We start from the raw sequence: 24,665 nt of genomic DNA on the forward strand, positions 1-24,665 counted from the left end.
GCCATCGCGAGCAGGCTCGCTCCCACAGTTGACCGAGGTGAACTCGGAATTTGTGCACACCGAAGATCCCCTGTGGGAGCGAGCCTGCTCGCGATGACGTCATCACAGGCACCGCAAACATCGGCCCATAAAAAATGCCCGCATCTCTCGATACGGGCATTGTTCATATCAGCTCAGACTCAGAAGTCGTACTTCGCGGTGATCTGCATGTTGCGCGGTTCGCCGTAGAAGGTGGTGCCGAAGTTGCCAAGGCCGGTCAGGTAGCGCTTGTCGAAGACGTTGTAGGCGTTGACGGTGAAGCTCAGGTGGTCGTCGTACTGGTAACGGGTCATCAGGTCGACGAGGGTGTAGCCACCTTGCTTGAGCATGGTGCTGCCGCCTTCACCGCCGCCTACGTTCGGGCTGTAGCTCTGGCCGTAAAACGCGCTCTGCCAGCTGACACCGCCACCGACGGTGAACTGGTCCAGCGCGCCGGGCAGGCGGTAAGTGGTGAAGGTGCGCACTACGTGTTCCGGTTTGCTGGTGGCCAGTGGGAAACCGAAGATGCGTTGGTGATCCTTGTCGCGAGTACGGGCATAGGTGTAGCCAGCCGATACGTTCCAGTCCGGAGCCAGTTCGCCGGCCAGTTCCAGTTCAACGCCATTGGTGGTGGCACCGTCGACGGCTTTGTAAATGCCGTCACCGGTAATCTCATTGGTGCCGATCGACTCAGCAACGTTGTCCTGCTCGATACGGAAGAAGGCCAGGCTGGCGTTGAGTTTGCCTTCGAAGTAGGCCGCTTTCAGACCGGTTTCGTAGCTGTCACCTTCAACTGGGTCCAGGGTCTTGCCATCGGCGTCTTTGTTGATTTGTGGCTGGTAGATGCTGGTGTAGCTGGCGTAGACCGAGTAGGTATCGTCCAGGTCATAGACCACACCGGCGTAAGGCGTGACGACGCCGTGTTCCTTGTAGCTGGCGTGGGTGTCGGCCAGGCCGGCGCCCGGGTAGTAGGTGTAGTCCTCGTTGTACTTGTAGGTACTGACACGGCCACCGAGGATGAACGAGAGGTCGTCGGTCGGACGCAAGCGTGTGGCCAGGTAAGCGCCATTCTGGCTCAGGGTGCGCTCGTACTTGCCGTCTTTCGGAAAGTCCGGTTTCGCAATATGGCCTGTCCAGTCAAAGATGCTGCCCGGTACCAGTCCATCGGAGTCGGTGGGGGCACCAAAGGTTGAGCCAGTCTGACGGGAGTGGGCCGCCATGAAACCAGCCACCAGTTCATGCTCGCGACCGCCCAGGGTAAAAGGGCCGGAGACGTTCACGTCAGCAGTGTTCTGCACGCGATGGCCTTCCCAGTGACCCTGGTAAAAGAACATGCCTTCGCCGGTATTGCGGTCCGGGTAACCACCGCTGGCAGAGGCCAGTTGAGTATCGTGATCGGTGGTTTTCTGGTCGAAGCTGGCCTTGAATTTCCAGTCGTTGGCCAGCGCTTGCTCGAGGGACGCGAAGTAGGTGGTGCTGTCGAAGTCACGACGGCTCCAGTCGGCGCCCGGGTTGAAGCTGCGGGAGAAGTTGGTCTTGCCGCCGTCGGCGTAGTAAACCGTGTTTCCGGTCCAGGAACTGCCGCGCGGGGTGGCGCTGGACTTGTCGACGCCCAGGGTCAGCAGGGTATCGTCGGTCAGGTCGGCTTCGAGAACACCGTAGTACAGGTCTCTCTTCTGGCTGTAGTGGTCGATGTACGAATCTTTGTCCTGCATGGCGCCGACAAAGCGGCCGCGCACGTTGCCGGATTCGGTCAGCGAGCCGGAGATATCGCCTTCGGTGCGGTAGCTGTCCCAGTAACCGGCGGTGGCGCTGACCGAAGCCTTGAACTCCTTGGTCGGCTTTTTACGCACCAGGTTGACGGTGGCGGACGGGTCGCCGGCGCCGGTCATCAGGCCGGTTGCGCCTTTGATGACTTCGACGCGGTCGAGGTTGGCAGCGTCGTCGGTGTTGTTCGGGTTTTCACCGTACACGCCGTCGTAGGGAATGTTGACGCCATCGTACTGAAAGTTGGTGATGGCAAAGCCCCGTGCGGAAAATTCTGTACGGTCGCTGTCGTACTTCTGCGACGTGATACCGGGGGTATTCTTCAGCGCATCGCCAACGCTCTGTACGCCGCGATCGTCCATCTGCTGACGAGTGACCACGGTCACCGATTGCGGCGTTTCGCGAATGGTCAGCGGCAGCTTGGTGGCGGTGGTGGTGGCGCCGGTGGTGTAGGAACCAGTGTCTTCAGTGGTCAGGCCCAGGGCCTGGCCGGAAATGGTCGTGGCGCCCAGTTGCAGGCTCGATGAGCCACCCGACACCAGCGTCACGCTGTTGCCGTTGATCTGGAACGAAATGCCGGTGCCCTTGAGCATCTCGGCCAGGGCCGCGGAAGGCTCCAGCGAGCCGGACACGGCGCGGGACTTGATGCCGGCCACCTGATCCGGGCTGTAGAGGATTTGCAGGTTGGTTTGCATGCCCAGTTGGGTCAGCGCGCTGGACAGCGGCTGCACGGCAATACTCACTTTTACAGGTGCTGCGTTGGCCATCGTGCTCCCCAGCAACGTGGCGGTCAGCAGGACGCTGGTCAACAGCGTCTTGTGCAATGACGGGCGCTGTACGGCCAGCGCGAGAGGGGTACGGCGTGGAAGAGATCGCATTACTTGCCTGTGCTCCTGAAAAGTGTCGTGCAGAGTTTTTGTTAATAGGAATGATTATTAAGACGAGATGCGATTATGAAACCGGAAAAGAAATGTGAAAAAAATGTTATTTGGGGTCAGGCAGCCGTCAGCTCGGTGACGACCCGGCCGCTTTCCATGCGCACCAGTTGGTCGGCCACATCGAAATAACGGTCATCGTGGGAGATCACGATGATGGTCTTGCCCAGGCGCTTGAGGTCCGGCAGCAGCTCGGTGTAGAAAATCCGCCGGAAGGTCGGGTCCTGGTCGGCCGCCCATTCGTCGAACACCAGCACCGGCCGCTCTTCCAGCCAGGCATTGACCAGCGCCAGGCGCTTGCGCTGCCCGGTTGAAAGGTCGGTGGTGGTGAAGTTGCCGTCCTTGACGCTGACCTTGTGCGCGATCTCCAGGCGCTGCAGGTATTTGTTGGCGTCTTCGGGGATCTGCGTATCGCCCTGGACCACGTCGTCGAACAGGTAGTAGTCGGCGAAGATGGTGGTGAACAGCTGGCGATAGTCGTCGCGGTTGTGCGCGTCGATGGCCTCGCCATTGACCCGGATCTGCCCCTGTTGCGGGGTGTACAGGCCCAGCAGCAGCTTGATCAGGGTGGTTTTGCCGCAGCCGTTCTCGCCGACGATGAAGGTGATGTCGCCCTGCTTGATCGACAGGTTGACCGGGCCGAGCTGGAACGGCGCCGCACCCTCGACCGACGGGAAGGCGTAGCGCACGTCCGCCAGTTGCAGTTCGTGAACAGCTTGTTTGACCTTGCCCTGGTCGCTGAGCAGCAGGTGCGGTTCCGGGGTGGAAAATTGTTCCGACAGTTCAGCGATGCGGCGAAAAGCGATCTGCGCGCGGCTGACGATCGGCAGGGTGCCGATCAAATGCTCCAGCGGGCCTTTCATGTACAGCAGCACCAGCACGAAGCCGCTCATGACGGTCTTGTCGGCGCTCGGCCAGAACGTTTGCAGGGCCAGGGCCAGGCCGATGACCACGAAGAACAGCATCGAGCCGAAGGTCTTGGCGATGACGAAGGTGTTGATCGAACGCACCTGGGTGTTGCAGATGAATTCGGCGGTGCCCTTGATGCCCGAGGTGAACATGCGCTGGCGGCGTGGGCGGTGGATGCGCAGTTCCTTGGCGCCTTCGGCAATCGCGTTGTAGTGCTTTTGCAGCTCGTCTTCAGCGTCGCGGGCGGCCATGAAACCTTGCACGCCCTTGCTCTGGGCGTAGGCCTGGATCGCGCTGCCGATCAGGATTGCGGCCACCATGATCAGGAACATGGGCCAGGACAGGATCGCGAGGTAGCCCATGCAACCCAGGGTCACGGTCAGGGAAATCGCCAGCGGCGCGAAGGCGAAGGCGAAGTCGCTGATGGTGTCGACGTCGTGGGTCAGCACCGGGATCAGGCGATGGCTGCGGTAACGCTCGATCTGCTCGATCGGCGCCGACAGCACCTTCTCGCCCAACTGTTTGCGCAGCTTGGCGATGATGTGCTGGCCGACGTAGTTGGTGCCGATGTCGGAGCAGATCGAACTGGCCAGCGCCAGCAGGCACAGGCCGGCGAACAGCGCGACCACGCCCTGGGTCAGGCCGCTGTCCGAATGCAGGGCATTGTTGATGGTCGCCAGCAACACCGTGACGCTCAGGCCGCCGACCATGCCCAGGAATATGGACGCGGCGACGATGAGTCGAAAGGGTTTGAGCAGGGCGAACAATTCGCCGATGGCGCCTCGGGTAGGCTGGGTCATGGAAGACGGTTCCTTGGGTCGGAAGGCAGATACCCAGTAGAACGTCTGGTCGAGGGGTTAATTTAGAGGGTGGGCGACTGGTGGTGGGGGACTTCACACAAACCCCTGTAGGAGCTGCCGCAGGCTGCGATCTTTTGACTTTGGCATTTTAGAAGCAAGATCAAAAGATCGCAGCCTGCGGCAGCTCCTACAGGGGATGGTGTATGGGTTTAGAGCTCGCGCACTACGCGAAAACCCATCCAGTCCCCGCGTTCCTGAGGGTACTGGCTGTTGCGGTTACCGGAGCGGGAGAACACCGGGGCTTCTCCCCAGTCGTTGCCGCGGATGCGCACGGCTTCGCAGTTGGGTTCCAGCCAGGCGCTGCCATCGGTGGGGGCGCCGACGTAGTCCGGGTGTTCGCAGTCTTCGACCCATTCATAGACATTTCCCTGCATGTCGTACATTCCGAAGGCGTTGGGCGGGTAGCTGCCAACGGGCGAGCTGTAGCTGTAGCCGTCCGCCGGGCCGTAGGTGTTGGCATGTTTGGCGATGCTGTATCCCTTGCCTTCATCGAACGGGAAGGGGAACGGGCCCGAGGTGCCGCCGCGTGCGGCGTATTCACGCTGGGCTTCGCTGACCATGCTGTATGTCTGCCCGGTTTTCTTCGAAAGCCAGGCGACATAGTGCTTCACGTCGTCGAAGTTCATGCACACCGCCGGCTGGCGCGGGCTCTGCGGGTAGCGCGGCTTGCTGGCGACGCACTCGCGACCTGGCCGGGTGTCGCCGTTGGCGATGGTCACGCCGCTTTCCTTCACATAGCTGTCCCACTCACCGGCGGTGATCTGGAAGCGGCTCATGGCGAAGGGTTTGGCGAAGGTGACTGCATGCATCGGACCTTCATCGGACTCGCGGCCGACTTCGTCATCCGGGGTGCCCATGGTGAAGGTCCCGGCGGGCAGCACGACCATTTCCGGGCAGTTCTTGCAGTCCTTGAATACCTTGCCGGGTTGAAGTGGCGTGGCGGCCTGCGCAGCAGCCGGAAGCAGGCTGGCGAAGATGGCAGCCAGTCCAACGGTCAGCAGATTTCGGTTCATGACTCATCTCGATCGAAGAAAAACGGGGCGATAACTATAGGAGCTGCCGCAGGCTGCGATCTTTTGATCTTGATCTTCTGCAGTATCAAAAAGATCAGGATCAAAAGATCGCAGCCTGCGGCAGCTCCTACAGGGGGCGCGTCATGCTGTCTTGTTCAGCAGGGCCATGAAGCGGTCGATTTCGTGTTCGTTGTTGAGCAGGCCGGGGGCGATGCGCACCACCGGGCCGGCGTCACGCTCCACCGCATCGCAGACCACGCGGTTCTGCATCAGTTGGCTGGCGACCTTTTCGCAATCCTGGTTCTTGATCCGGAAGAAGGTGAAACCAGCGGACAGTTGCGCACTCTTTGGCGTGACCAGTTCGATCCGCGGCTGCTCCAGCAGGCGCTCCTTGGCATAGGTGTTGAGCTCATGAATGCGCGTCTGGACCTCGGCTTTGCCCAAATCCAGGTGCAGCTTGAACGCTTCGTCCGCGGCCCAGCGGTGTTCGAAACTGTGATAGCCGCCGGGGGTCATGATGGTCGCGAAGTCGGTGGATTCGCTGAAGGTCGGAATGATCGGCGTGACGTTCTTGAGCTCGGCGGAGCGGGCGCAAATGATCCCGGTGCCACGGGGGCCGAACATCCATTTGTGCGTGCCGGCGATGAAGAAGTCGCAGTGCATGTCGGGAAACTCGAAGTCCTCGACACCAAAGCCGTGCACCCCATCGACCACATACAGGATCTGGTCTTTCTCGTCGCGCTTGCGGTTCAGCTCTTCGACCAGTTTGCCGATGTCGCCGATCGGCAGTTTCACGCCGCTGCCCGATTGCACCCAGGTCATGCCCAGCACGCGGGTTTGCGGACGGATGCCCTGGGCGATCGAACCCAGCACCTCGTCTACGGAAATGTCGTGGCTGTTCTCGAAAAGCTTGAGTTTGCGCACGTTCGTGCCCTGGCGTTGCTGACGAAATTCCAGGGTGTAGTTGGTGGAATAGTGCTCATGTTCGCTGACCAGGATTTCCTGGTCGGGCCGCACATGAATCCCGCCATAGATCATCGCCAGGCCTTCCGTGGTGCTGCCGGTCAGCGCGATCTGCTCGGGTTTGGCATTGAGGTAACGCCCGGCCCAGACCCGCACGTTGTGCTCGCGTTTCTCGGTTTCCTGCAGGTCCCAGTCCATGGCCCGGCCAGGGTTGCGGTCGATGTTGGCGCGGTGCATCTCGATCGCGTTGCGCACCGGCGTGGGATGCGAGGTGACGAGGAAGTTGGCGAAATGCAGGTAGTCCGGGTCCTGATTGAACAGCTGGCGCAATTGCGCCCATTTGCCCTTGGGCAAAGGCGGCGGCTGCTGTTGTAGATCGCCGGCTATGGCTGGCGGGTACACGGAAGCAGCCAGGGGCAGGCCGGCGGCGAGAATGCCGGCCTGCTTGAGGAATGAGCGACGGTTGGTCATGGCTTCGGGTTCGCTTGGCAAAAGTGGCATCAGTTTTTGGCGACGGGCCTGGAGGATTTTTCGACCTGGTCCCAGACCCGCAGGAAATTACCGCCCCAGAGTTTGGCGATATCGGCCTCGCTGTAACCGCGGCTGATCAGCTCGGCGGTCACGTTGCGCGCCTCGCTGACGTCCTTCCAGCCGTCCAGGCCGCCGCCATCGTTGAAGTCGGAACTGATGCCGACGTGATCGATGCCGATTTTCTTCACCGCGTAGTCAATCGCGTCGCCGTAGTCCTTGAGGGTGGCCTTGGGTTCTTCGTCGACAATCGCGTAGAGCTGGCTGGCGTATTCGCCGAAACGTTGTTCAGACCATACGGTGATGATCGGGTCGCCCGGCATCAACGCCATCTCCAGGCCTTGCAGCGGTTGCAGGTCGAAACGCGCACGCAGGGCGTTGAGTTTGTCCTGGGTGGCCTGGCTCAGTGGGCGGATGTAGGTCGGGAAGCCGACGATCTGCACCACGCCGCCGCTGTCCTTGATCAACTGCATTTCGTGGTCGCTGAGGTTGCGCGGGATGTCCACCAGGGCGCGCGGGGCGGAGTGCGATGCCACCATCGGCGTGCGGCTCAAGCGGGCCACTTGCTCCAGGGCCTTGGTCGACATCTGCGACACGTCGATGATCACACCGAGGTCGTTGAGACGGTGCACCGCCTGCTTGCCGATGTCCGAGAGACCGCCGAGGGCGTCCCGGGAATCGTTGAAGAACGGCAACGGCCTGGATGAATCGGCCCAGGCGTTGTTGCCCACATAGCTGAAGCCGAACATGCGCATGCCCCGCGCGGCCCATTTGTCCAGGGCATTGAGGTCGTTGCCCAGCGGGTAGGCGTTGAGCATGCTGAGGAAAATCGCGAACTTGCCTTCGCCATGCAGGCGCCGGAAATCGTCGGGGGTGTAGGCGATGGCGGCCTGGTTGGGGAAGTCGCGCACCAGGGCGCTGATGATTTTGTAGCGGGTTTCCTGTTCGAAGCGTGCCTCTTCGATGAAGCCGGCGGTGGGGCGATGCGGCGCGTTGGGGCCGTTCCAGATTTCCGGCCAGCCGAAAATCGTCAGGGCCGCCCCGGACAGGCGTCCGCGCCCGCTCTTGACCAGGTCGAACTGGCCGCTGCCGTCCTTGTCGGCTTCATTGCCGGCGGTGCCGAAATCCATGGGCACGGTGATGTGGCTGTCGAACGAGAGAAGGCGCTCATGCAGTTCATCGGCCTGCTTCATCACCTTGACCGGGTAGCCGGGATTGTCCTTGAACCAGTAATCCCAAGCCGCAAAGCCTGCACCCGCGCTGATCGCCAGGGCCAACGGCAGGCCGATGAAAAGAGCCTTTTTCGAACGTGGTTTTGTCATTGCCTTCTCAGTCAGGGAGCCTTTGCTATCTGGGAGGAACGAGTCAGCGGGGGAGGAATTTAGTGTTTGTTCTGACGCCATCGCTGGCAAGCCAGCTCCCACAGGGATCTCCAGTGTTCGCACGGTCACTGTGGGAGCTGGCTTGTCGGGTCGCCGCATCGCAGCGAAGCTTTTAAATTTCCGGAGACAACAAACGTTCTAGCTTGGATAAAGCCTGCTTCATGGCTGACACAGGTAGGGCAATGAAGATTTCTCGACGATGGTTCATGGCAGGCCTGGCGCTGACCGGTGCTGCCGTGCCCGCGGCTTTTTATGGGCATCCCCAGTGGACGAAGCCGGATCCGACGATCACCCCCGGCGAAGCGTCGTTCGATGTGGCGGATGTTGCCGGTCAACGCTTGGCGAATACGCTGCGCGGTGTCTGGCAGATCCGTTTCGAAGGCCGTGATGCCGGGCTCGAAGGCTTGCCACGGGACGGACTGGAGCTGTTTCTCGACATCGGCCACAAGGGCCGTGGCCTGGTGGGTTTTCTCGACACCGCCGAGCGCTTGCGTTCACACGAAGTGCCGCGCTATCAGGTGCTCGGTGATGTGGCCGGGGTCAAGCCGGAGCAATTGAGCTGGCGCTTGCTCAGCGCCCGTGGCAGCTGTGACTACGAGTTCAGCATGGCGCTGGACGAAGTCTGGGCCGGTTTCGGCAATGCCGGCAGCGGCAGCCTCAGTGGGCGCGTGCTGGACCTGGATCGTCCCTTGATGATGACGGCCCAGGACAATCGTTTCGTCGCCGTCAAGAAAGTGTTCCCTGAGGCCCGCGAACGCACCGGTCTGAATCCACCATTGCTGGCCTGGCTGACGTCCCAGGAGCATCGCTTGTTCCATCAGCTCTGGCATGCGTCCAGGGATAAATGGCACACCTTGCCCGAAGACAAGCGCAACGCCTTGCGCGGCATCGGCTGGCAGCCCGGGCCGCGGGACAAGGAGCGTGATGCCCGTGGCACGCGCAAGGATCGCAACGGCTCGGGCGTGGACTTTTTCTTCATGCACCGGCACATGCTCGGCACCGCACGTTCGATGCAGGACTTGCCCTCGTGGACGCAATTCCCCTTGCCGCAACCGGAGTTGCTCCGGGACCGCATCGGCTTCGCCCATTATTTCGACAACCACGACGGCACGGCGCTGCCGCCGACCTGGCTGGCCGAAGACGATGACGAGTATTCGCAATGGGTCAGCGACATCAAGACCGCCGAGACCTACCACAGCAATTTCCAGGTCTGGGAGTCGCAGTACCGCGACCCGCGTTACCTGTCGAAGTTGACCCTGGGACAGTTTGGCTCGGAGGTGGAGCTGGGCCTGCATGACTGGCTGCACATGCGCTGGGCCTCGGTGCCGCGCGACCCGTCCAACGGCCAGCCGGTGCCGTTCGCCCGCGATCCGGCGGACTTTTCCGCGCGCTGGTATGCGCCGGAAAACGACTTCCTCGGCGATCCTTTCTCGTCCCATGTGAACCCGGTGTTCTGGCACTTCCACGGCTGGATCGATGATCGCCTGGAAGACTGGTTCCGCGCCCATGAGCGCTTTCATCCGGGGGAAGTGAGCCGGCTTGAGGTCAATGGCGTGCCGTGGTTCGCGCCGGGGCGCTGGGTCGAGATCGGCGACCCGTGGCTGGGGCCGGATACCCATGGTTGCAACACCACGCCGGGGTTGCAGGCGGGCAAGTCGGTGGAGATGGATCCGGAGACCATGAAGCTGGCGCTGCGGATTACCTTTGGTGAGGATGAGAAGAAACTGGCGGATTTGTTCAGGAAGGTGCCGCAGCGGCCTTGGTATGCGCGGAATCTGAAGGCCAAACAAAGTCAGGTCTGACGACCGCGTTATCGTTCATCGCTGGCAAGCCAGCTCCCACAGGGAATAATGCGTGCCACATGATTTCGGCTCGACACATAACCTGTGGGAGCTGGCTTGCCAGCGATGGCGGCCTGACAGGCGCAGCAATTACAAAACCTGCCACCCACCCCCAAGTGCCTTGTACAACGCAATGCTCGCCTGCATCCGCGACAGCCTCAGCTGCACATTCAAATCCTGCGCCGCATACAGCGTGCGTTGCGTCTCCAGCACCGTCAGCAAGTCCTCGGCACCGGCTTCATAGCGGCTTTGGGCGATGTTGAACGCGGTCTGCGCCTGGCTCAGTTCCTCGCTTTGCCACTGGCGCTGTTCGTCCAGCCCGCGAATGCTGTTCAAGGCTTTTTCCACGTCGGCGAAGCCATTGATGATCGCGCCGCGGTAGGTTTCCAGCAGTTCTTCCTGGCGGCCCAAAGCCTTGTCGCGCTCGGCGCCCAGGCGTCCGTTGTTGAACACAGGGGCAAGCAATCCGGCGGTGAGGTTGTAGAAGGGGCTGCGCAGGATGTCGCCGGCACGGTCGGCGCCAGAGCCGATTTCCGCGCTCAAGGTCACGGTCGGCAACATCGCGGCGCGGGCCACGGTGACGTCGGCCTGGGCGGCGGCCAGTTGCGCTTCGGCCCGGGCGATGTCCGGGCGGCGGCTGAGCAATTCACTGGGGACACCCGCGTCGATGGCAGGCCAGGACAATTGATCGAAGTGTTCCTGGCCCAGCGCCAGTTCCTGCACCGGGCGGCCGAGCAGGGTGGCGAGGCTGATCTGCGCGTCGATGGCCTGCTGCTGCACCAGCGGCAATTGCCGTTGTTGCGCCGCCACCAGGCTTTTCTGCTGGGCTAGCTCCAGAGCTGTCGCCGAACCTGAGTCATAGCGGGTCTGCACCAGTTTCAACACGTTCCGGGCGTTGGCCAGGTTGAGCTCGGCAATACGGCTCTGCTCCTGCAGCGACAGGGTTTGCGCATAGGTGTTGGCGACACCGCTGAGCAGCGTCAACTCGACCGTTGCCTGATCGAACTCGCTGGCCTGCAAGGCGAATTGCGCACTGTCACGGGAAGCGCGCTGGCCGCCCCAGAAATCGATTTCGTAGCTCGCGGTCAGGTTGGCGGTGAAGTAGTCGACCGCCTTGTTATCGCTGTCGGCATCGAGTTGGCTGTAGCCATTGCCGCGCAGCAACTTCTGTCGGTTGGCGTTCAAACCGGCCTTGACCTCGGGCAACTGCGAGCCGCCGGCGACTACTGTTTCGGCCTGTGCCTGGCGTACTCGGGCAATAGCGGCGGCCAAATCGTAGCTGCCGACCCGGGCCTGTTCGATCAGGCGGCCCAGTTGCGGACTGCCGAAGCGGTTCCACCATTGCTGGTTGTCGCGGGTGGCACCCGCTGTGTGCGGCGATTGCCAGGCGGCGGGCGGCGCAATGCCGCTGTCCAGGCGCTGGACAGGGCTGCCACAGGCACCGAGCAGCAGGCAAAGGGTCAGCAAGCTCAATTGCGGCTTCATGGAAAGATCATTCACTGGTAAGGGCCGTGACCGGGTCGAGTCGGGCAGCTTTGCGGGCCGGCATGAAGCCGAAGACAACACCGGTGACCAGGGCGCAGCCGAACGCGCCCAGTACCGCTATCAAGGAAAACGCGACGGCGACTTCGCTGAGGATCAACACGCCGCCGACAATCAGCGCCAGGGCGATCCCGGCCAAGCCGCCGACCACCGAAAGCATCACCGCTTCGGTGAGGAACTGGCGCAGGATGTCCCGTTGCCGGGCACCGGTGGCCATGCGGATGCCGATCTCGCGAGTGCGTTCACGCACGGTCATGAGCATGATGTTCATCACCCCGATACCGCCCACCAGCAACGAAATCGCGGCAATCGAACCGAGCATCAGCGACAGGGTGTTTTGCGTGCGCGCTTCGGCCTGGATCATCGCCGCGTTGTTGGTCAGCTCGAAATCCTTCTTGCCGTTGTGCAGACGCAGCATCAATTGCTCGATGGCCTGTTCCGTCTCCTTGACCTTGCGCGCATCGGCGGCGGCAATCGCGATGTATTCGGGGTTGTGGGTGCCGAACAGCCGCACACTGGCCGCGGAGTAGGGGATGGCGATGCGGTCGTCACTGTCGGAGTCGCCGGAGCTGGCGCCTTTTTCCGCCAGCACGCCGACGACCTGGAATGGCACGTTTTCGATCAGGATGTACTGGCCGATGGGATTGGCCACGTCCTTGAGCAGCTTGGTCCGCACCTTGTGGCCGATCACCGCGACCGCCGCGGCGTTTCGCTCATCGGCCTCGGTGAAATAGCTACCTTGCACCACCGGCCAGTTGAAGATCGCCGGGAAGTTGGTGTCGTTGCCGCCGACGTAGCTCAGGTGGTCGAGGTTGCCAAAGCGTACCCCGGCTTCCTGGCCGTTGACCGGCATGATGCGCATGACCTGGGGCAGGCTTGCCACTGCCTTGACTTCGTCCAGGGTGACGATGCCCAGCGGTGTCCGCGGGTTGGGCGACGAGCCGCTGAGGTAAATGATGTTGGAACCGAACGCGCCCATCTGGGCCATGACCTGGCGCTTGCTGCCTTCGCCGACGGCCAGCATCACCACCACCGAAGCGACGCCTATGATGATCCCCAACAGGGTCAGCGCGGTGCGGAACTTGTTGATCCACATCACCCGCCAGGCGGCTTGCACCGCATCGACCAGCTCGCCTTTCCAGGCGCCGCTGGCTTGCGCGCCTTCAGTCAGGCGCTTGCGCAGGTCCACCGCTTGCAACGCACCGGGATTGGCAGAGGTTTGCGCGGCTGGATTGTCCCGGGCGCTGTCGCTGATGATCAGGCCGTCGCGGATCTCGATGATGCGCTTGGCCCGCGCCGCCACCTCGCGGTCGTGGGTGATGAGGATCACCACGTGGCCCTGGCTCGCCAGCTCATCGAGCAGCGCCATGACTTCCTTGCCGCTGTGGCTGTCGAGGGCGCCGGTGGGTTCGTCGGCGAGGATAATATGGCCGCCGTTCATCAAGGCGCGGGCGATGGACACCCGTTGCTGCTGACCACCGGAAAGCTGGTGCGGACGATTGCCCGTGCGCGTGGCCAGGCCGAGGCGCTCAAGCAGGGCGGCGGCGCGGGCATGGCGTTCGGCGGCCGGGGTGCCTGCGTAGATCGCCGGCATTTCGACGTTTTCCTGGGCCGAGCCGGACGGGATCAGGTGGTAACCCTGGAACACGAAACCGAAGGCTTCGCGGCGCAGCCAGGCCAGTGCGTCACTGTCCAGGGCGGCGACGTTTTCTCCGGCGAAGCGGTATTCGCCCGAGGTCGGACGGTCGAGGCAGCCGAGGATGTTCATCAGTGTCGACTTGCCGGAACCGGAGGCGCCGACGATCGCCACGAACTCACCGGCATGGATCGACAGGTCGATGCCGCGCAACACGTGGACTTCAGGGGCGTCGCCACCGCCGTAGGCTTTGCGGATGTCCTGCAATTCGATCAAGGGCGTCTGCATTCAACCGCCACTCCCGTCGGCCGGGCCGATCAACAGGTGATCGCCTTCCTGCAGGCCGTCGAGGATCTGCACCCGCAAGCGGTCGCTGATGCCGGTGCGGACGTTGCGCTGTTCGATGCTGCCATTCCTGGCCACCACTTGCGCGGTCTGGCTGTCGGCTTGCACGCCGGCCTGCAGGGCGGCGATCGGCGCGGTGAGGACGTTCTGCGCCTGGTCTGCGACGAAAAATACCTGGGTGGTCATTTCCGCCATCAGCGCGTTGTCGGCGTTGTCGACGTCCAGCAGCACGGTGTACAGCACCACCCGCGCGCTGCCGCTTTTGCTCGAACTGGCCGGGCTGCCGCCGCCCTGGCTGGTCTGGTCGAGGGGTTTGGGCGGCACCGGCAGAATCTGCCGCACGGTGCTTTTCCAGCGTCGGGTGCCGCCGCTGAGGGTGGTGAACCAGGCGTTCATGCCGGGTTTGACGTGGCCGATGTCGGCTTCGGAGACTTCGGCCCACACGGTCATCGGCGACAGCTTGGCGATGCGCAGAATCAGCGGAGTCTGTTGCTGGGCGTTGAGGGTCTGGCCTTCCCGGGCATCCAGTGCGACCACGGTGCCGGACATCGGCGCATAGATCCGGGTGTAGCCGAGCTCGGCCTGATCGCTGCGCAGGCTGGCCTGGGCCTGGCGAATCTGCGCCTGGAACATGTCGATGCGCGCCTGGGTCGCACGCAGTTCGGCCCGGGCGGTCTGCACGTCTTCTTCGCGGGTGGCGTTGCCGGCCTTGAGGTTTTGCTGACGCTGGTATTTCTGTTGGGCGAGGTCGTGTTGCGCGCGTTGCTCCTGGAGCTGCGCCTTGAGGTTTTCGATGGAGAAACGCCCGGCATCGAGTTTGGCCTGCTGCGTGGAGGGATCGATTTCCACCAGCAATTGACCTTCCTTGACCACGTCCCCGACTTCCACATGGATCTTCTGAATCTGCCCGGACGCCTGGGCGCCGACATCGACATAACGCCTCGGTTGCAGGGTACCCAAGGCCGTGACGCTGCTTTCGATGTCGGCGCGGGTGACCTGCACGGTGGCGAACTGGTCGCGCCCGGGCGGGATGAACTGCCAAGCCGCGACGGCGACAACGGGGATCAGGCTGAGTGCTACAAGCAGGGCGCGTCGGGTGTGACGGGGACGATTCATGCAGGGTTCCGGCCAAAGGATTTCGGCCCGTCGTTCAGCGCGCAAGGTTCGGGCAAAGACGGGGAGCTGTCCTGTAAACGATGGAAGAACCGGGGAATTTAGCCCCGGACATATGGCGTTACACGTGTAGGAGCTGCCGCAGGCTGCGATCTTTTGATCTTTGGCGCATCCAGATTTGCCGAAGAGCAAGCGCCTGAAAGCAGAAGATCAAAAGATCGCAGCCTGCGGCAGCTCCTACTATTTGTCGGGCAAGACAAAGCAATACTTTAAATCTATATGAGAATTACTATAAATTACGCACTTCAAATTGCCACTATCGTGCCACTGCCTGTTTTTGTGGTCGAGAGCGGGCTCAAGGACAGGAACCGCACCCGTGCGGACGGGAGTCATGTTGGAAAACTACTATCGAGAGCTGGTGTGTTTCCTCAACGCCAAGCTCGGCAACCGCCAGGTGGCCGAAGATGTGGTGCATGACGCTTATCTGCGAGTCCTGGAACGCTCCAGCGACACGCCGATCGAGCAGCCCCGGGCGTTCCTTTATCGCACGGCCTTGAACCTGGTGATCGACGATCACCGACGCAATGCATTGCGCCAGGTCGAGTCGCTGGAGGTGCTCGACAACGAAGAGCGCTATTTCAGCCCATCGCCCCTCAGCAGCCTCGATCACGGCCAGCGCCTGGACATGCTCCAGCGCGCCCTGGCGGAATTGCCCCGGCTGTGCCGCGAGAGTTTCCTGCTGCGCAAGATCGAAGGCCTGTCACACCCGCAGATCGCCGAACACCTGGGCATCTCCAAGGCCCTGGTGGAAAAGCACATCGTCAATGCCATGAAGCATTGCCGGGTGCGGATGCGCCAATGGGATGCGCATTGATTCTCGCGTTGACCTGTTCTTGTTAAATTTTATTTCACTGTCCTCGTTCCTAATCAACAGACGACCTGCTGTCCTGCTCAAGGCCGGCCAGGTCACTTAGGCTTATCTCCCCGCCGCTCGGGGGTTCATCCAGAGGACACTGGAAATGACACAGGCAATTGCATCGCCCATCGTTCACGACCTGATCGGCGTCGGTTTCGGCCCTTCGAACCTGGCACTGGCCATCGCCCTGCAAGAGCGCGGGCCGACCCAGGGCGAACTGGATGTACTGTTTCTCGACAAGCAAGCCAACTACAGCTGGCATGGCAACACGCTGTCGACCCAGAGCGAGCTACAGATTTCCTTCCTCAAGGACCTGGTGACCCTGCGCAACCCGACCAGCCCTTACTCGTTCGTCAATTACCTCAAGGCCCACGGTCGCCTGGTGGACTTCATCAACCTGGGCACGTTCTATCCGTGCCGCATGGAGTACAACGACTACCTGCGCTGGGTGGCCGCGCAGTTCGAGAAGCAGAGCCGTTATGGCGAAGAAGTGCTGACCATCGAGCCGGTGCTGCACAACCAGCAGGTCGAAGCGCTGCGGGTGATTTCTCGCGATAGCACCGGGCATCAACATGTGCGGACCACGCGTTCGGTGGTGGTCAGCGCGGGCGGCACGCCGCGGATCCCCGAGGCGTTCAAGGCGCTCAAGGGCGACAATCGGGTGTTCCACCATTCGCAGTACCTGGCGCAGATGGCCAAGCAGCCGTGCGTGAACAACCAGCCGATGAGCATCGCGATCATCGGTGGCGGGCAGAGCGCGGCGGAAGCCTTCATCGACCTCAACGACAGCTTCCCGTCGGTGCAGGTGGACATGATCCTGCGCGGTTCTGCCCTGAAACCGGCGGACGACAGCCCGTTCGTCAATGAAGTGTTCTCGCCGGAGTTCACCGACCTGGTGTTCCAGCAGGAAAGCAGCGAGCGCGAGCGCCTGGTCAACGAATACCACAACACCAACTATTCGGTGGTGGACATCGACCTGATCGAGCGCATCTACGGCATTTTCTACCGGCAGAAAGTCTCGGGCATTGCCCGCCATGCATTCCGTACCCTGACCACCATTGAAAGCGCCAGCGCCACCGAGCGCGGCATCGAACTGGCGGTGCGCAACAACGCCACCGGCGAAGTCACGGTCCGTCACTACGACGCCGTGGTGCTGGCCACCGGGTACGAGCGGCAGATGCACCGCAAGCTGCTGGCTCCGCTGGAGCAGTACCTGGGTGATTTCGAGGTGGATCGCAACTACAAATTGATCACCGATGAGCGCTGCAAGGCCGGCATCTATATGCAGGGCTTCTGCCAGGCCAGCCATGGCTTGAGCGACACGCTGCTGTCGATCCTGCCGATTCGCGCGGACGAGATCGCCGGGTCGCTGTATGACCATGGCAAGAAGCGCGGGCATCGCTTGATGGCGGATTTGCTCCTAGCGGCAGCCAGCTAAATCCTCGGCGGCTGCCAGGCCGCCATCGCGGGCAAGCCCGCTCCCACAGGTATCGCATTGACCACAAATCCATGGTTCAACTCGGTCCTGTGGGAGCTGGCTTGCCAGCGATGAGGCCCTGAAGAACACCACAAACTTTGATTCCTGAACCCTCCCTGAAGAACCCTGCGATTCCCCCAACGTTCCCCAACGGCGCGTTTACTCTCCAGAAACGAGGCTGACTCTGGGGGAGCTGCCATGAACCTGACCCTGCTCAAGGAATTCTTCGCCGGATTCCTGCGCACCCGTCACATCGCCCGACATTTCCGTCGCCTGGCGCTGCTTGAAAATTTCACCGACACCACGGTCAGCCGTGAGGTGCCGCCGACCCTGGCGCACACCCTGGTCCGCGCCGCGTCCAGTGACAGTGGTCCGTTGCTGGACGCCCTGGGCAGTCACACCGACGGCTTGAGCGAACTTCAAGCCCAGGCATTGCGCGAGCAATGGGGGCTCAACGAAGTAGAGCATGAGCAGCCGTTGCCGTGGTGGACGCACCTGTGGCACTGCTACAGGAACCCGTTCAACCTGCTGCTGACATTGCTGGCGGTCATCTCCTGGCTGACCGAAGACATGAAGGCCGCCGCCGTGATTTTTTCCATGGTGGTGCTCTCGACCTTGTTGCGCTTCTGGCAGGAAAGCAAGGCCAACCAGGCCGCCGATGCGCTCCAGGCGATGGTCAGCAACACCGCGACGGTGCTGCGTCGAGACCCGGAAAACAACAGCGCGCAGCGCTTCGAAGTGCCGATCAGGCAACTGGTGCCGGGGGACCTTATCCTGTTGTCGGCCGGCGACATGATTCCCGCCGATTGCCGGGTACTCAGTGCCAAGGACCTGTTTGTCAGTCAGGCGGCCATGACCGGCGAATCGATGCCGGTAGAAAAATTCCCGCGTCAGCGCAACAACGACACGATCAACCCACTGGACCTGGACAACATTCTGTTCATGGGCACCAACGTGGTGTCCGGTACCGCCATGGCGCTGATCCTCACCACCGGCAACAGCACCTATTTCGGTGCGCTGGCGCAACGGGTTGGCGCTACCGACCGCGCACAGACCTCGTTCCAGGCCGGGGTCAACAAAGTCAGCTGGTTGTTGATCCGGTTCATGTTCGTCATGGCGCCGCTGGTGTTGTTCATCAACGGCTTCACCAAGGGCGACTGGACGCAGGCGCTGCTGTTCGCGCTGTCGATTGCCGTCGGCCTGACCCCGGAAATGCTGCCGATGATCGTTACCTCGACCCTGGCCAAGGGAGCGGTATTCCTGTCGCGCAAAAAAGTCATCGTCAAACGCCTGGACGCCATCCAGAACTTCGGCGCGATGGATGTGCTGTGCACCGACAAGACCGGTACCCTGACCCAGGACAAGATCTTCCTGGCACGTAGCATCGACGTGTGGGGCAATGATTGCGACAACGTACTGGAAATGGCTTACCTCAACAGCTACTACCAGACCGGCCTGAAAAACCTGCTGGATGTGGCGGTGCTCGAGCACGTGGAAATTCACCGGCAACTGAAGGTCGGCACGGCGTATCGCAAGGTCGACGAGATCCCGTTCGACTTCACGCGACGGCGCATGTCGGTGGTGGTCGGCGTGGGTGATCAACCACCTCTGCTGATCTGCAAAGGCGCCGTAGAGGAAGTCCTGGCGGTCTGCACCCGGGTGCGCCACGGCGTGGTGGATGAAGGGCTGGACGAAGCGCTGCTGGCGCGAATTCGTCAGGTCACCGCAGCGTTCAATGGCGAAGGTTTGCGGGTTGTTGCGGTGGCGGCACGGCCGATGCCCGAGGGACGCGACAGCTACAGCCTCGCTGATGAACAGGCGCTGACGCTGATTGGCTACGTGGCGTTCCTCGATCCGCCAAAAGACAGTACGGCACCCGCGCTCCGGGCGCTGGCGGCCCATGGCGTGGCGGTGAAAGTGCTCACCGGCGATAACGAACTGGTGACGGCGAAGATCTGCCGCGAAGTCGGCCTGGAGCAACAGAGCCTGCTGCTGGGCAACGACGTCGAACGCATGAGTGACGCCGAACTGGCGGTAGCCGTGGAGGGCGCGAACGTCTTCGCCAGGCTGACGCCGTCGCACAAGGAACGCATCGTGCGCCTGCTCAAGGGCAATGGCCATGTGGTCGGGTTCATGGGCGACGGCATCAACGACGCTGCGGCCCTGCGCACCGCCGATATCGGGATTTCCGTGGACAGCGCCGTCGACATCGCCAAGGAAGCGGCCGATATCATTCTCCTGGAAAAAAGCCTGATGGTGCTGGAGGAGGGTGTTCTGGAAGGGCGGCGGACCTTCGCCAACATGCTCAAGTACATCAAGATGACCGCCAGTTCCAACTTCGGCAATGTGTTCTCGGTGCTGGTGGCCAGCGCGTTCATTCCATTCCTGCCGATGCTGCCGATGCACCTGCTGGTGCAGAACCTGCTCTACGACATTTCGCAGACCGCCATTGCGTTCGATAACGTCGACGAGCAAATGCTCAGGCAGCCGCAGCGCTGGCAGCCGGCGGATGTCGGTCGGTTCATGCTGTTTTTCGGGCCGATCAGCTCGATCTTCGACATCACCACGTTCGCGCTGATGTGGTACGTGTTCGACGCCAATACCCCGGATCGCCAGACCCTGTTCCAGTCCGGCTGGTTTGTGGTCGGGTTGCTGACCCAGACACTGATCGTGCACCTGATCCGTACGCCGAAGATTCCGTTCCTTCAGAGCCGTGCGGCGATGCCGCTGATGGTGATGACCGGGGTGATCATGGCCGTGGGGATTTTCCTGCCGATGGGGCCGTTGGCGCACTACTTCAAGCTGCAGGCGTTGCCGTCGCTGTATTTCCTGTTCCTGCCGGTCATCCTGCTGGCTTACATGGGCCTGACCCAGGCGGTGAAAGGGTTCTACATTCGTCGGTTTGGCTGGCAATAGCAGGTAGGGATCATTTCTCACGCAGGCGTGGGAAATGATCCGCGTCAGACTTAGCCGGCGGTATTTCGGATTTTTCCTACAGAATGCGCTGTAGGTCTTCCGTAGCCTTGCCCCCTCATCAATTTGACCCGGGGGGCCACGTTGCCCAGCAAGTCCTTACGCATCCTGATCGCTGACAATCAACACTTCAACCGGATGAAAATCGAGCGGTTGTTCAACCAGCTCGATTACTTCCGGGTGGCTCCGGTGCAAAGCCTCGAGGAGCTTCTGAACCTGGTCGAATATGGCTGCGAGCCATTCGATCTGCTGGTCATCAATGCTGGCCTGGCTCAAGGCAAGCTGAACCTTCTGGATTTCTGTCTCGACAACGAACAGCTGGCGCACGCCCTGATCTTCGACGGCCAGCGCGCGCAGCTCCCCATCATTGCAGCCTCTGAGCGGCACAAGGTGCAGGTGAGCCACGCCTTGCTGCCCGACCTGGCGACGATCCAGCGGCTGATGGCGATCATCGATCGGCCTCAACCGTTCGTCGGCACTGTCATTTCTGTCAGGTAGTTCAATCGGGTTTTACGTGCAAGAGTCTATGCGCAGCCATGTGCGGGTTCTTGCCCATGGGCCGTCAGTGTCCGAAGGTCGTGTTTATGCATAGGGAGTTGCCATGAAGTGCGCGCTGGTTGTGGACGATCATCCGGTGATTCGCGGTGCAGTCAAAATCGTACTCAAGCTGGAGGGATACAAACGTATCTTTGAGGCGGCCTGCGGTAATGAAGTCCTGTCGATGATCCGCGAGCATGAACCTGAACTGGTGGTGCTGGACCTCAACATCCCGAAGCTTGACGGCCTGGATGTACTGGCACGGATCCAGATGGAAGAGGCGCAATGTCGGGTGGTGGTGTTCACGGCCCAGGAACCAGCATTTTTCCAGGATCGTTGCATGCGTGCTGGTGCGGTGGCCTACGTCGCCAAGACCAACGATCTGCAGCATTTGCATAAAGCCGTGCACGCCGTGATGGCCGGTTACACCTACTTCACCCGGTTGCCCTCGAGCTCGGTGTCGGTGAGCCAGGTACTACGCAGTGAAAAGCAGTTGATCAACAGCCTTTCGGACCGCGAGTTGTCCATTTTCCTGCATCTGGCCCGGGGCACGAGCAACAAGGAAATCGCCGAAATCCTGCACGTGAGCCACAAGACCGTCAGTACCTACAAAACCCGCCTGACTGAAAAGCTCAACGTGAAGTCGTCGGTGCATCTGCGCGATCTTGCCCAGCGTCATCACTTGATCTGAATGAACACTATCCGATACCTGCTGTTGGCGCTTTGCCTGGGGGCATCGAGTGTCTTTGCGCAGCCACAAAATTTGGCGTTGTTGGGCCGTTCAAGCGTGGAAGGCCAGGTGCTGCCTTTGTCGGCGGCCGATTCGCGCTGGCTGCAACAAAAAGCCCGTTTGGTGCTCGCCGTTTCAGCGCCGGATTATCCACCTTTCGACATCACCACCGATCACGTGCTGGAAGGGGTGACGGCTGACTACGCTGATTTGCTGCGGCAACTGCTGCGGGTGGAGATCGAAGTCCGGCGCTACTCATCCCGCGAAGAGGCCGTCCGAGCCGTCAAGCAAGGGGCGGCGGACCTGCTGGGAACATCAAATAGCTTCGAGTCCCAGGACCGCCAACTAAAAATGTCCCACGCCTATGCGGTGGATCAGCCGGTACTGGTGACCCGCATTGATTCGCCACAGGTACTGGACCCGACACTGGCCGGTAAGCGCCTGGCAACGCTCTATCACTACTTGCCTGAACAAAACGTGCAGCAGTTCTATCCCCAGGCCCGGGTCCAGCTTTTCCCCTCGACACTGGCAGCGGTCGGCGCAGTCGCCTTCGGCCAGGCGGATGTCTACCTGGGCGATGCGATCAGCGCCCATTACCTGATCAGCAAAAACTACCTGAACAACGTCCAGCTGGCGGATTTCTCGCCCATGGAATCGGGGCGCTTCGCCTTTGCCATGGCCCGCGACAACCCGGCGCTGCTGCGCATCGTCAACAAGGCCCTGGCGGCGATAACGGCCAATGAACAGATGAACATCCTGCGCCGCTGGGGGGCGAGCGGGGTGTCCATGCCGGGCACGCAGTCACTGCAATTGAGCGTGGCCGAGCAACGTTGGCTCGACCGGCACCCGCGCGTGAGTGTAGCGATCAACGAGAACATCCCGCCGATCACCTTCATGGACAGTGAAGGCAGGTTTCGCGGCATCGGTGTCGATGTGTTGGCGAAAATCAGCCTGCGCACCGGCTTGCAATTCGACATCCGGGGCATGCGCTCAGTGGCCGAGATGCTGCAGGCGATCAAGAGCGGCCAGGTCGATGTGCTGGCCGGCATCGGCCTGAGTTCCCGGCGAGAGGAAGACTTGTTGTTTACCCGGCCATTCCTGACCAGCCCTTCGGTGCTCGTAACGCGCCTGGCGCCGGACAGCCCCAGGACCCTGGATGATCTGGCCGGAAAAAACCTGGCGCTGACCGAGGGCAATATCGCTGGCGAGTTCATTCGCCAACATTTCCCGGCGATCGGTTTTGTAAATGCGCCACTGTCGGCAGACGCCATGGAAATGGTCGCCCAAGGCAAGGCGCAAGGCGGCATCAACTCGTTGATCAGCGCCCGCTACCTGATATCCAGGCAGTACCGTGATCGCCTCCAGGTCACCAGCACGGTGGGCATCGATCCCGCGCGCAGTACCCTTGCTACCGGTCGCGACGACACCGAGTTGCATTCGATCCTGGACAAGGCTTTGCTCAGTATCCCTCCCGAAGAAATCGACGACCTGATACAGCCTTGGCGCAATGACCTGATGGTGGAGCAGAGTTATTGGCTGCGTCATCGACAGACGATTTTCCAGGCGTTCGCCGCCGCTGGCACCTCGCTTCTCCTTGCCCTGGCGTGGATCGCCTGGCAGCGCCGGCAGATCCGCCAGCGCCAGCAATGGCTTGCCCGATTGCAGGAGGCCAAGGACGCTGCCGACGATGCCAACCGCGCGAAGACCACGTTCCTGGCGACCATGAGCCATGAGATCCGCACGCCGATGAATGCCCTGATCGGCATGCTTGAACTGGCGCTGAAAAGCGCCGATGAGGGCGTTACCGACCGTGCGGCGATCGAGGTGGCGTCAAATGCCGGGCAACAGTTGCTGGCCTTGATCGGTGACATCCTGGACATTGCCCGTATCGAGTCCGGGCATTTGTCGCTGACGCCGGAGCGGGCCAATCTGCAGGCGTTGGTGGTGTCGGTGTGCCGGGTCTTCGAAGGCCTGGCCCGGCAGAAGAACCTGCACTGGCGCATCGACCTGGACGAACACAGTGACCGTGATGTGTTGATCGACCCCACGCGTTTCAAGCAGGTGCTGTCCAATCTGCTGAGCAATGCCATCAAGTTCACCCATAAAGGCGAGGTCAGCCTGAGGTTGCGGGTTGTGCCCGTGTCGCCGGATCGTTTCGCGGTCAGTGTGCGTATCGAGGACAGCGGCAGCGGTATCAGCACCTTTGACCAGCAACGCCTGTTCAGCCCGTTCGTGCAGGCCGGCAACCGTCAGGCCTCAGGCCGACAGGGCTCCGGCCTGGGGCTGGTGATCAGCCGCACGCTGTGCGAAATGATGGGGGGGCGGTTGCAACTCGCCAGCGTCCTGGGGCGTGGCACCCGCTTGGACATCAGCCTTGAACTGCTGGCATTGCCGGCGTTGCCCGCTACTGAAAAAGTGCCGAGTGAGTCGCTGGCAAGGACTCGGCCGCTGACAATCCTGGTGGTGGACGATTACTCGGCCAATCGGTTGCTTCTGTCGCGGCAATTGAGTTACCTCGGGCATCAAGTGCTGCTCGCCGAGGATGGCCAGCAAGGTTTCGAGCAATGGCGCGAACACGTGTGCGATCTGGTCGTCACCGACTGCAACATGCCGGTGGTCAGCGGTTATGAACTGGCGGGTGCGATCCGCGATGAGGAGCGTTTCCAGGCGGGGCCGCCGACCTTGATCGTGGGCTTCACGGCCAGCGCGCAACCCGAGGAGAAACTTCGTTGTATTGAAGCAGGCATGGACGATTGTCTGTTCAAACCCATTCGATTGGTCGACCTTAGCGCATGGTTGGCCAGCAGATTTCCCGGCGAATCGGCAGGTGTACACGAAGCGCCGCCCAACACAGAAATCGATCTGAGCGGGTTGCAACGCTACACGGGGGCCGACGGTGAACTGATCGTGCAACTGCTGCAGGATCTGGCGGTGACCAACCGCGAAGATCGCGACCGTCTGTTGCAAGAACATGCCAGCGGTAATCGCGACGGCTTGAAAGACCTGGCGCACCGTATCAGGGGAGGGGCGCAAATGGTCCGGGCACAGGCGCTGGTGACGTGTTGCGAACAACTGGAGCGTGCCTGCGCCGAGGGCGATACCGCACTGATCGACGCCGCCGTCGATCAGTTGCACCAGGCCATGACGCGCCTGGAAAAAACGCTTGAACAGGGCTGAGGT

The 24,665-nt window shown here is 61.6% G+C and carries 15 protein-coding genes; 7 read left to right on the forward strand and 8 right to left on the reverse strand.

Features of this window, described 5'->3' with window-relative positions; genetic code table 11:
* Positions 1-179: 179 nt before the first annotated feature.
* From PMI35_RS25870 to pvdM, 5 genes are all read right to left on the reverse strand, one after another.
* On the reverse strand, positions 180-2,663 hold the full coding sequence (locus PMI35_RS25870) for a TonB-dependent siderophore receptor (protein WP_008056185.1): 2,484 nt from the start codon (positions 2,661-2,663) through the stop codon (positions 180-182).
* Between the two features lie 116 nt (positions 2,664-2,779).
* Positions 2,780-4,429, reverse strand: coding sequence for a cyclic peptide export ABC transporter (locus PMI35_RS25865; protein ID WP_008056186.1), 1,650 nt, complete (start codon positions 4,427-4,429; stop codon positions 2,780-2,782).
* 209 nt (positions 4,430-4,638) lie between these two features.
* A complete protein-coding gene (gene pvdO / locus PMI35_RS25860) occupies positions 4,639-5,502 on the reverse strand; it encodes a dihydropyoverdine dehydrogenase (protein ID WP_008056188.1) in 864 nt (287 codons plus the stop codon).
* Positions 5,503-5,643: 141 nt separating this feature from the next.
* The gene (gene pvdN / locus PMI35_RS25855) at positions 5,644-6,936 is read right to left on the reverse strand and encodes a pyoverdine-tailoring periplasmic protein PvdN (RefSeq protein ID WP_032831434.1); all 1,293 of its coding nucleotides are present in this window, start codon (positions 6,934-6,936) and stop codon (positions 5,644-5,646) included.
* A gap of 29 nt (positions 6,937-6,965) precedes the next feature.
* Positions 6,966-8,315, reverse strand: a complete 1,350-nt coding sequence (gene pvdM, locus PMI35_RS25850; RefSeq protein ID WP_008056190.1) for a pyoverdine-tailoring dipeptidase-like protein PvdM — start codon at positions 8,313-8,315, stop codon at positions 6,966-6,968.
* Between the two features lie 242 nt (positions 8,316-8,557).
* On the opposite strand from pvdM, the gene pvdP reads away from it, so the two are divergent.
* Positions 8,558-10,177, forward strand: a complete 1,620-nt coding sequence (gene pvdP, locus PMI35_RS25845) for a pyoverdine maturation tyrosinase PvdP (RefSeq protein WP_008056192.1) — start codon at positions 8,558-8,560, stop codon at positions 10,175-10,177.
* Positions 10,178-10,306: 129 nt separating this feature from the next.
* Here pvdP and PMI35_RS25840 read toward each other — a convergent pair whose 3' ends face one another.
* Genes PMI35_RS25840 through PMI35_RS25830 form a run of 3 tightly spaced genes read right to left on the reverse strand, consistent with a single transcriptional unit; the run spans position 10,307 to position 14,855 of the window.
* The gene (locus PMI35_RS25840; RefSeq protein WP_008056193.1) at positions 10,307-11,701 is read right to left on the reverse strand and encodes an efflux transporter outer membrane subunit; all 1,395 of its coding nucleotides are present in this window, start codon (positions 11,699-11,701) and stop codon (positions 10,307-10,309) included.
* Between the two features lie 7 nt (positions 11,702-11,708).
* Positions 11,709-13,682, reverse strand: coding sequence for a MacB family efflux pump subunit (locus PMI35_RS25835; RefSeq protein WP_008056195.1), 1,974 nt, complete (start codon positions 13,680-13,682; stop codon positions 11,709-11,711).
* Positions 13,683-14,855, reverse strand: a complete 1,173-nt coding sequence (locus PMI35_RS25830; RefSeq protein WP_008056196.1) for an efflux RND transporter periplasmic adaptor subunit — start codon at positions 14,853-14,855, stop codon at positions 13,683-13,685.
* Positions 14,856-15,243: 388 nt separating this feature from the next.
* On the opposite strand from PMI35_RS25830, the gene PMI35_RS25825 reads away from it, so the two are divergent.
* The 6 genes from PMI35_RS25825 to PMI35_RS25800 all read left to right on the forward strand — a co-directional run bounded on the left by PMI35_RS25825 (position 15,244) and on the right by PMI35_RS25800 (position 24,662).
* Positions 15,244-15,726 carry a sigma-70 family RNA polymerase sigma factor gene (locus PMI35_RS25825; RefSeq protein ID WP_008056197.1) on the forward strand — a complete coding sequence of 161 codons (483 nt, stop codon included), beginning with the start codon at positions 15,244-15,246 and terminating at the stop codon, positions 15,724-15,726.
* A 145-nt stretch (positions 15,727-15,871) separates the two neighbouring features.
* Entirely contained in the window at positions 15,872-17,206 is a 1,335-nt protein-coding gene (locus PMI35_RS25820) for a lysine N(6)-hydroxylase/L-ornithine N(5)-oxygenase family protein (protein WP_008056198.1), read from the forward strand.
* Positions 17,207-17,443: 237 nt separating this feature from the next.
* Positions 17,444-20,161, forward strand: coding sequence for a magnesium-translocating P-type ATPase (gene mgtA / locus PMI35_RS25815; protein WP_008056199.1), 2,718 nt, complete (start codon positions 17,444-17,446; stop codon positions 20,159-20,161).
* Between the two features lie 141 nt (positions 20,162-20,302).
* Positions 20,303-20,716, forward strand: coding sequence for a hypothetical protein (locus tag PMI35_RS25810; RefSeq protein ID WP_008056201.1), 414 nt, complete (start codon positions 20,303-20,305; stop codon positions 20,714-20,716).
* Positions 20,717-20,819: 103 nt separating this feature from the next.
* Positions 20,820-21,446 carry a response regulator transcription factor gene (locus PMI35_RS25805; RefSeq protein ID WP_008056203.1) on the forward strand — a complete coding sequence of 209 codons (627 nt, stop codon included), beginning with the start codon at positions 20,820-20,822 and terminating at the stop codon, positions 21,444-21,446.
* Positions 21,447-24,662 carry a transporter substrate-binding domain-containing protein gene (locus PMI35_RS25800; RefSeq protein ID WP_008056204.1) on the forward strand — a complete coding sequence of 1,072 codons (3,216 nt, stop codon included), beginning with the start codon at positions 21,447-21,449 and terminating at the stop codon, positions 24,660-24,662.
* Positions 24,663-24,665: the final 3 nt, after the last annotated feature.

This window comes from Pseudomonas sp. GM78 (genome assembly GCF_000282475.1).
Lineage (GTDB): Bacteria > Pseudomonadota > Gammaproteobacteria > Pseudomonadales > Pseudomonadaceae > Aquipseudomonas.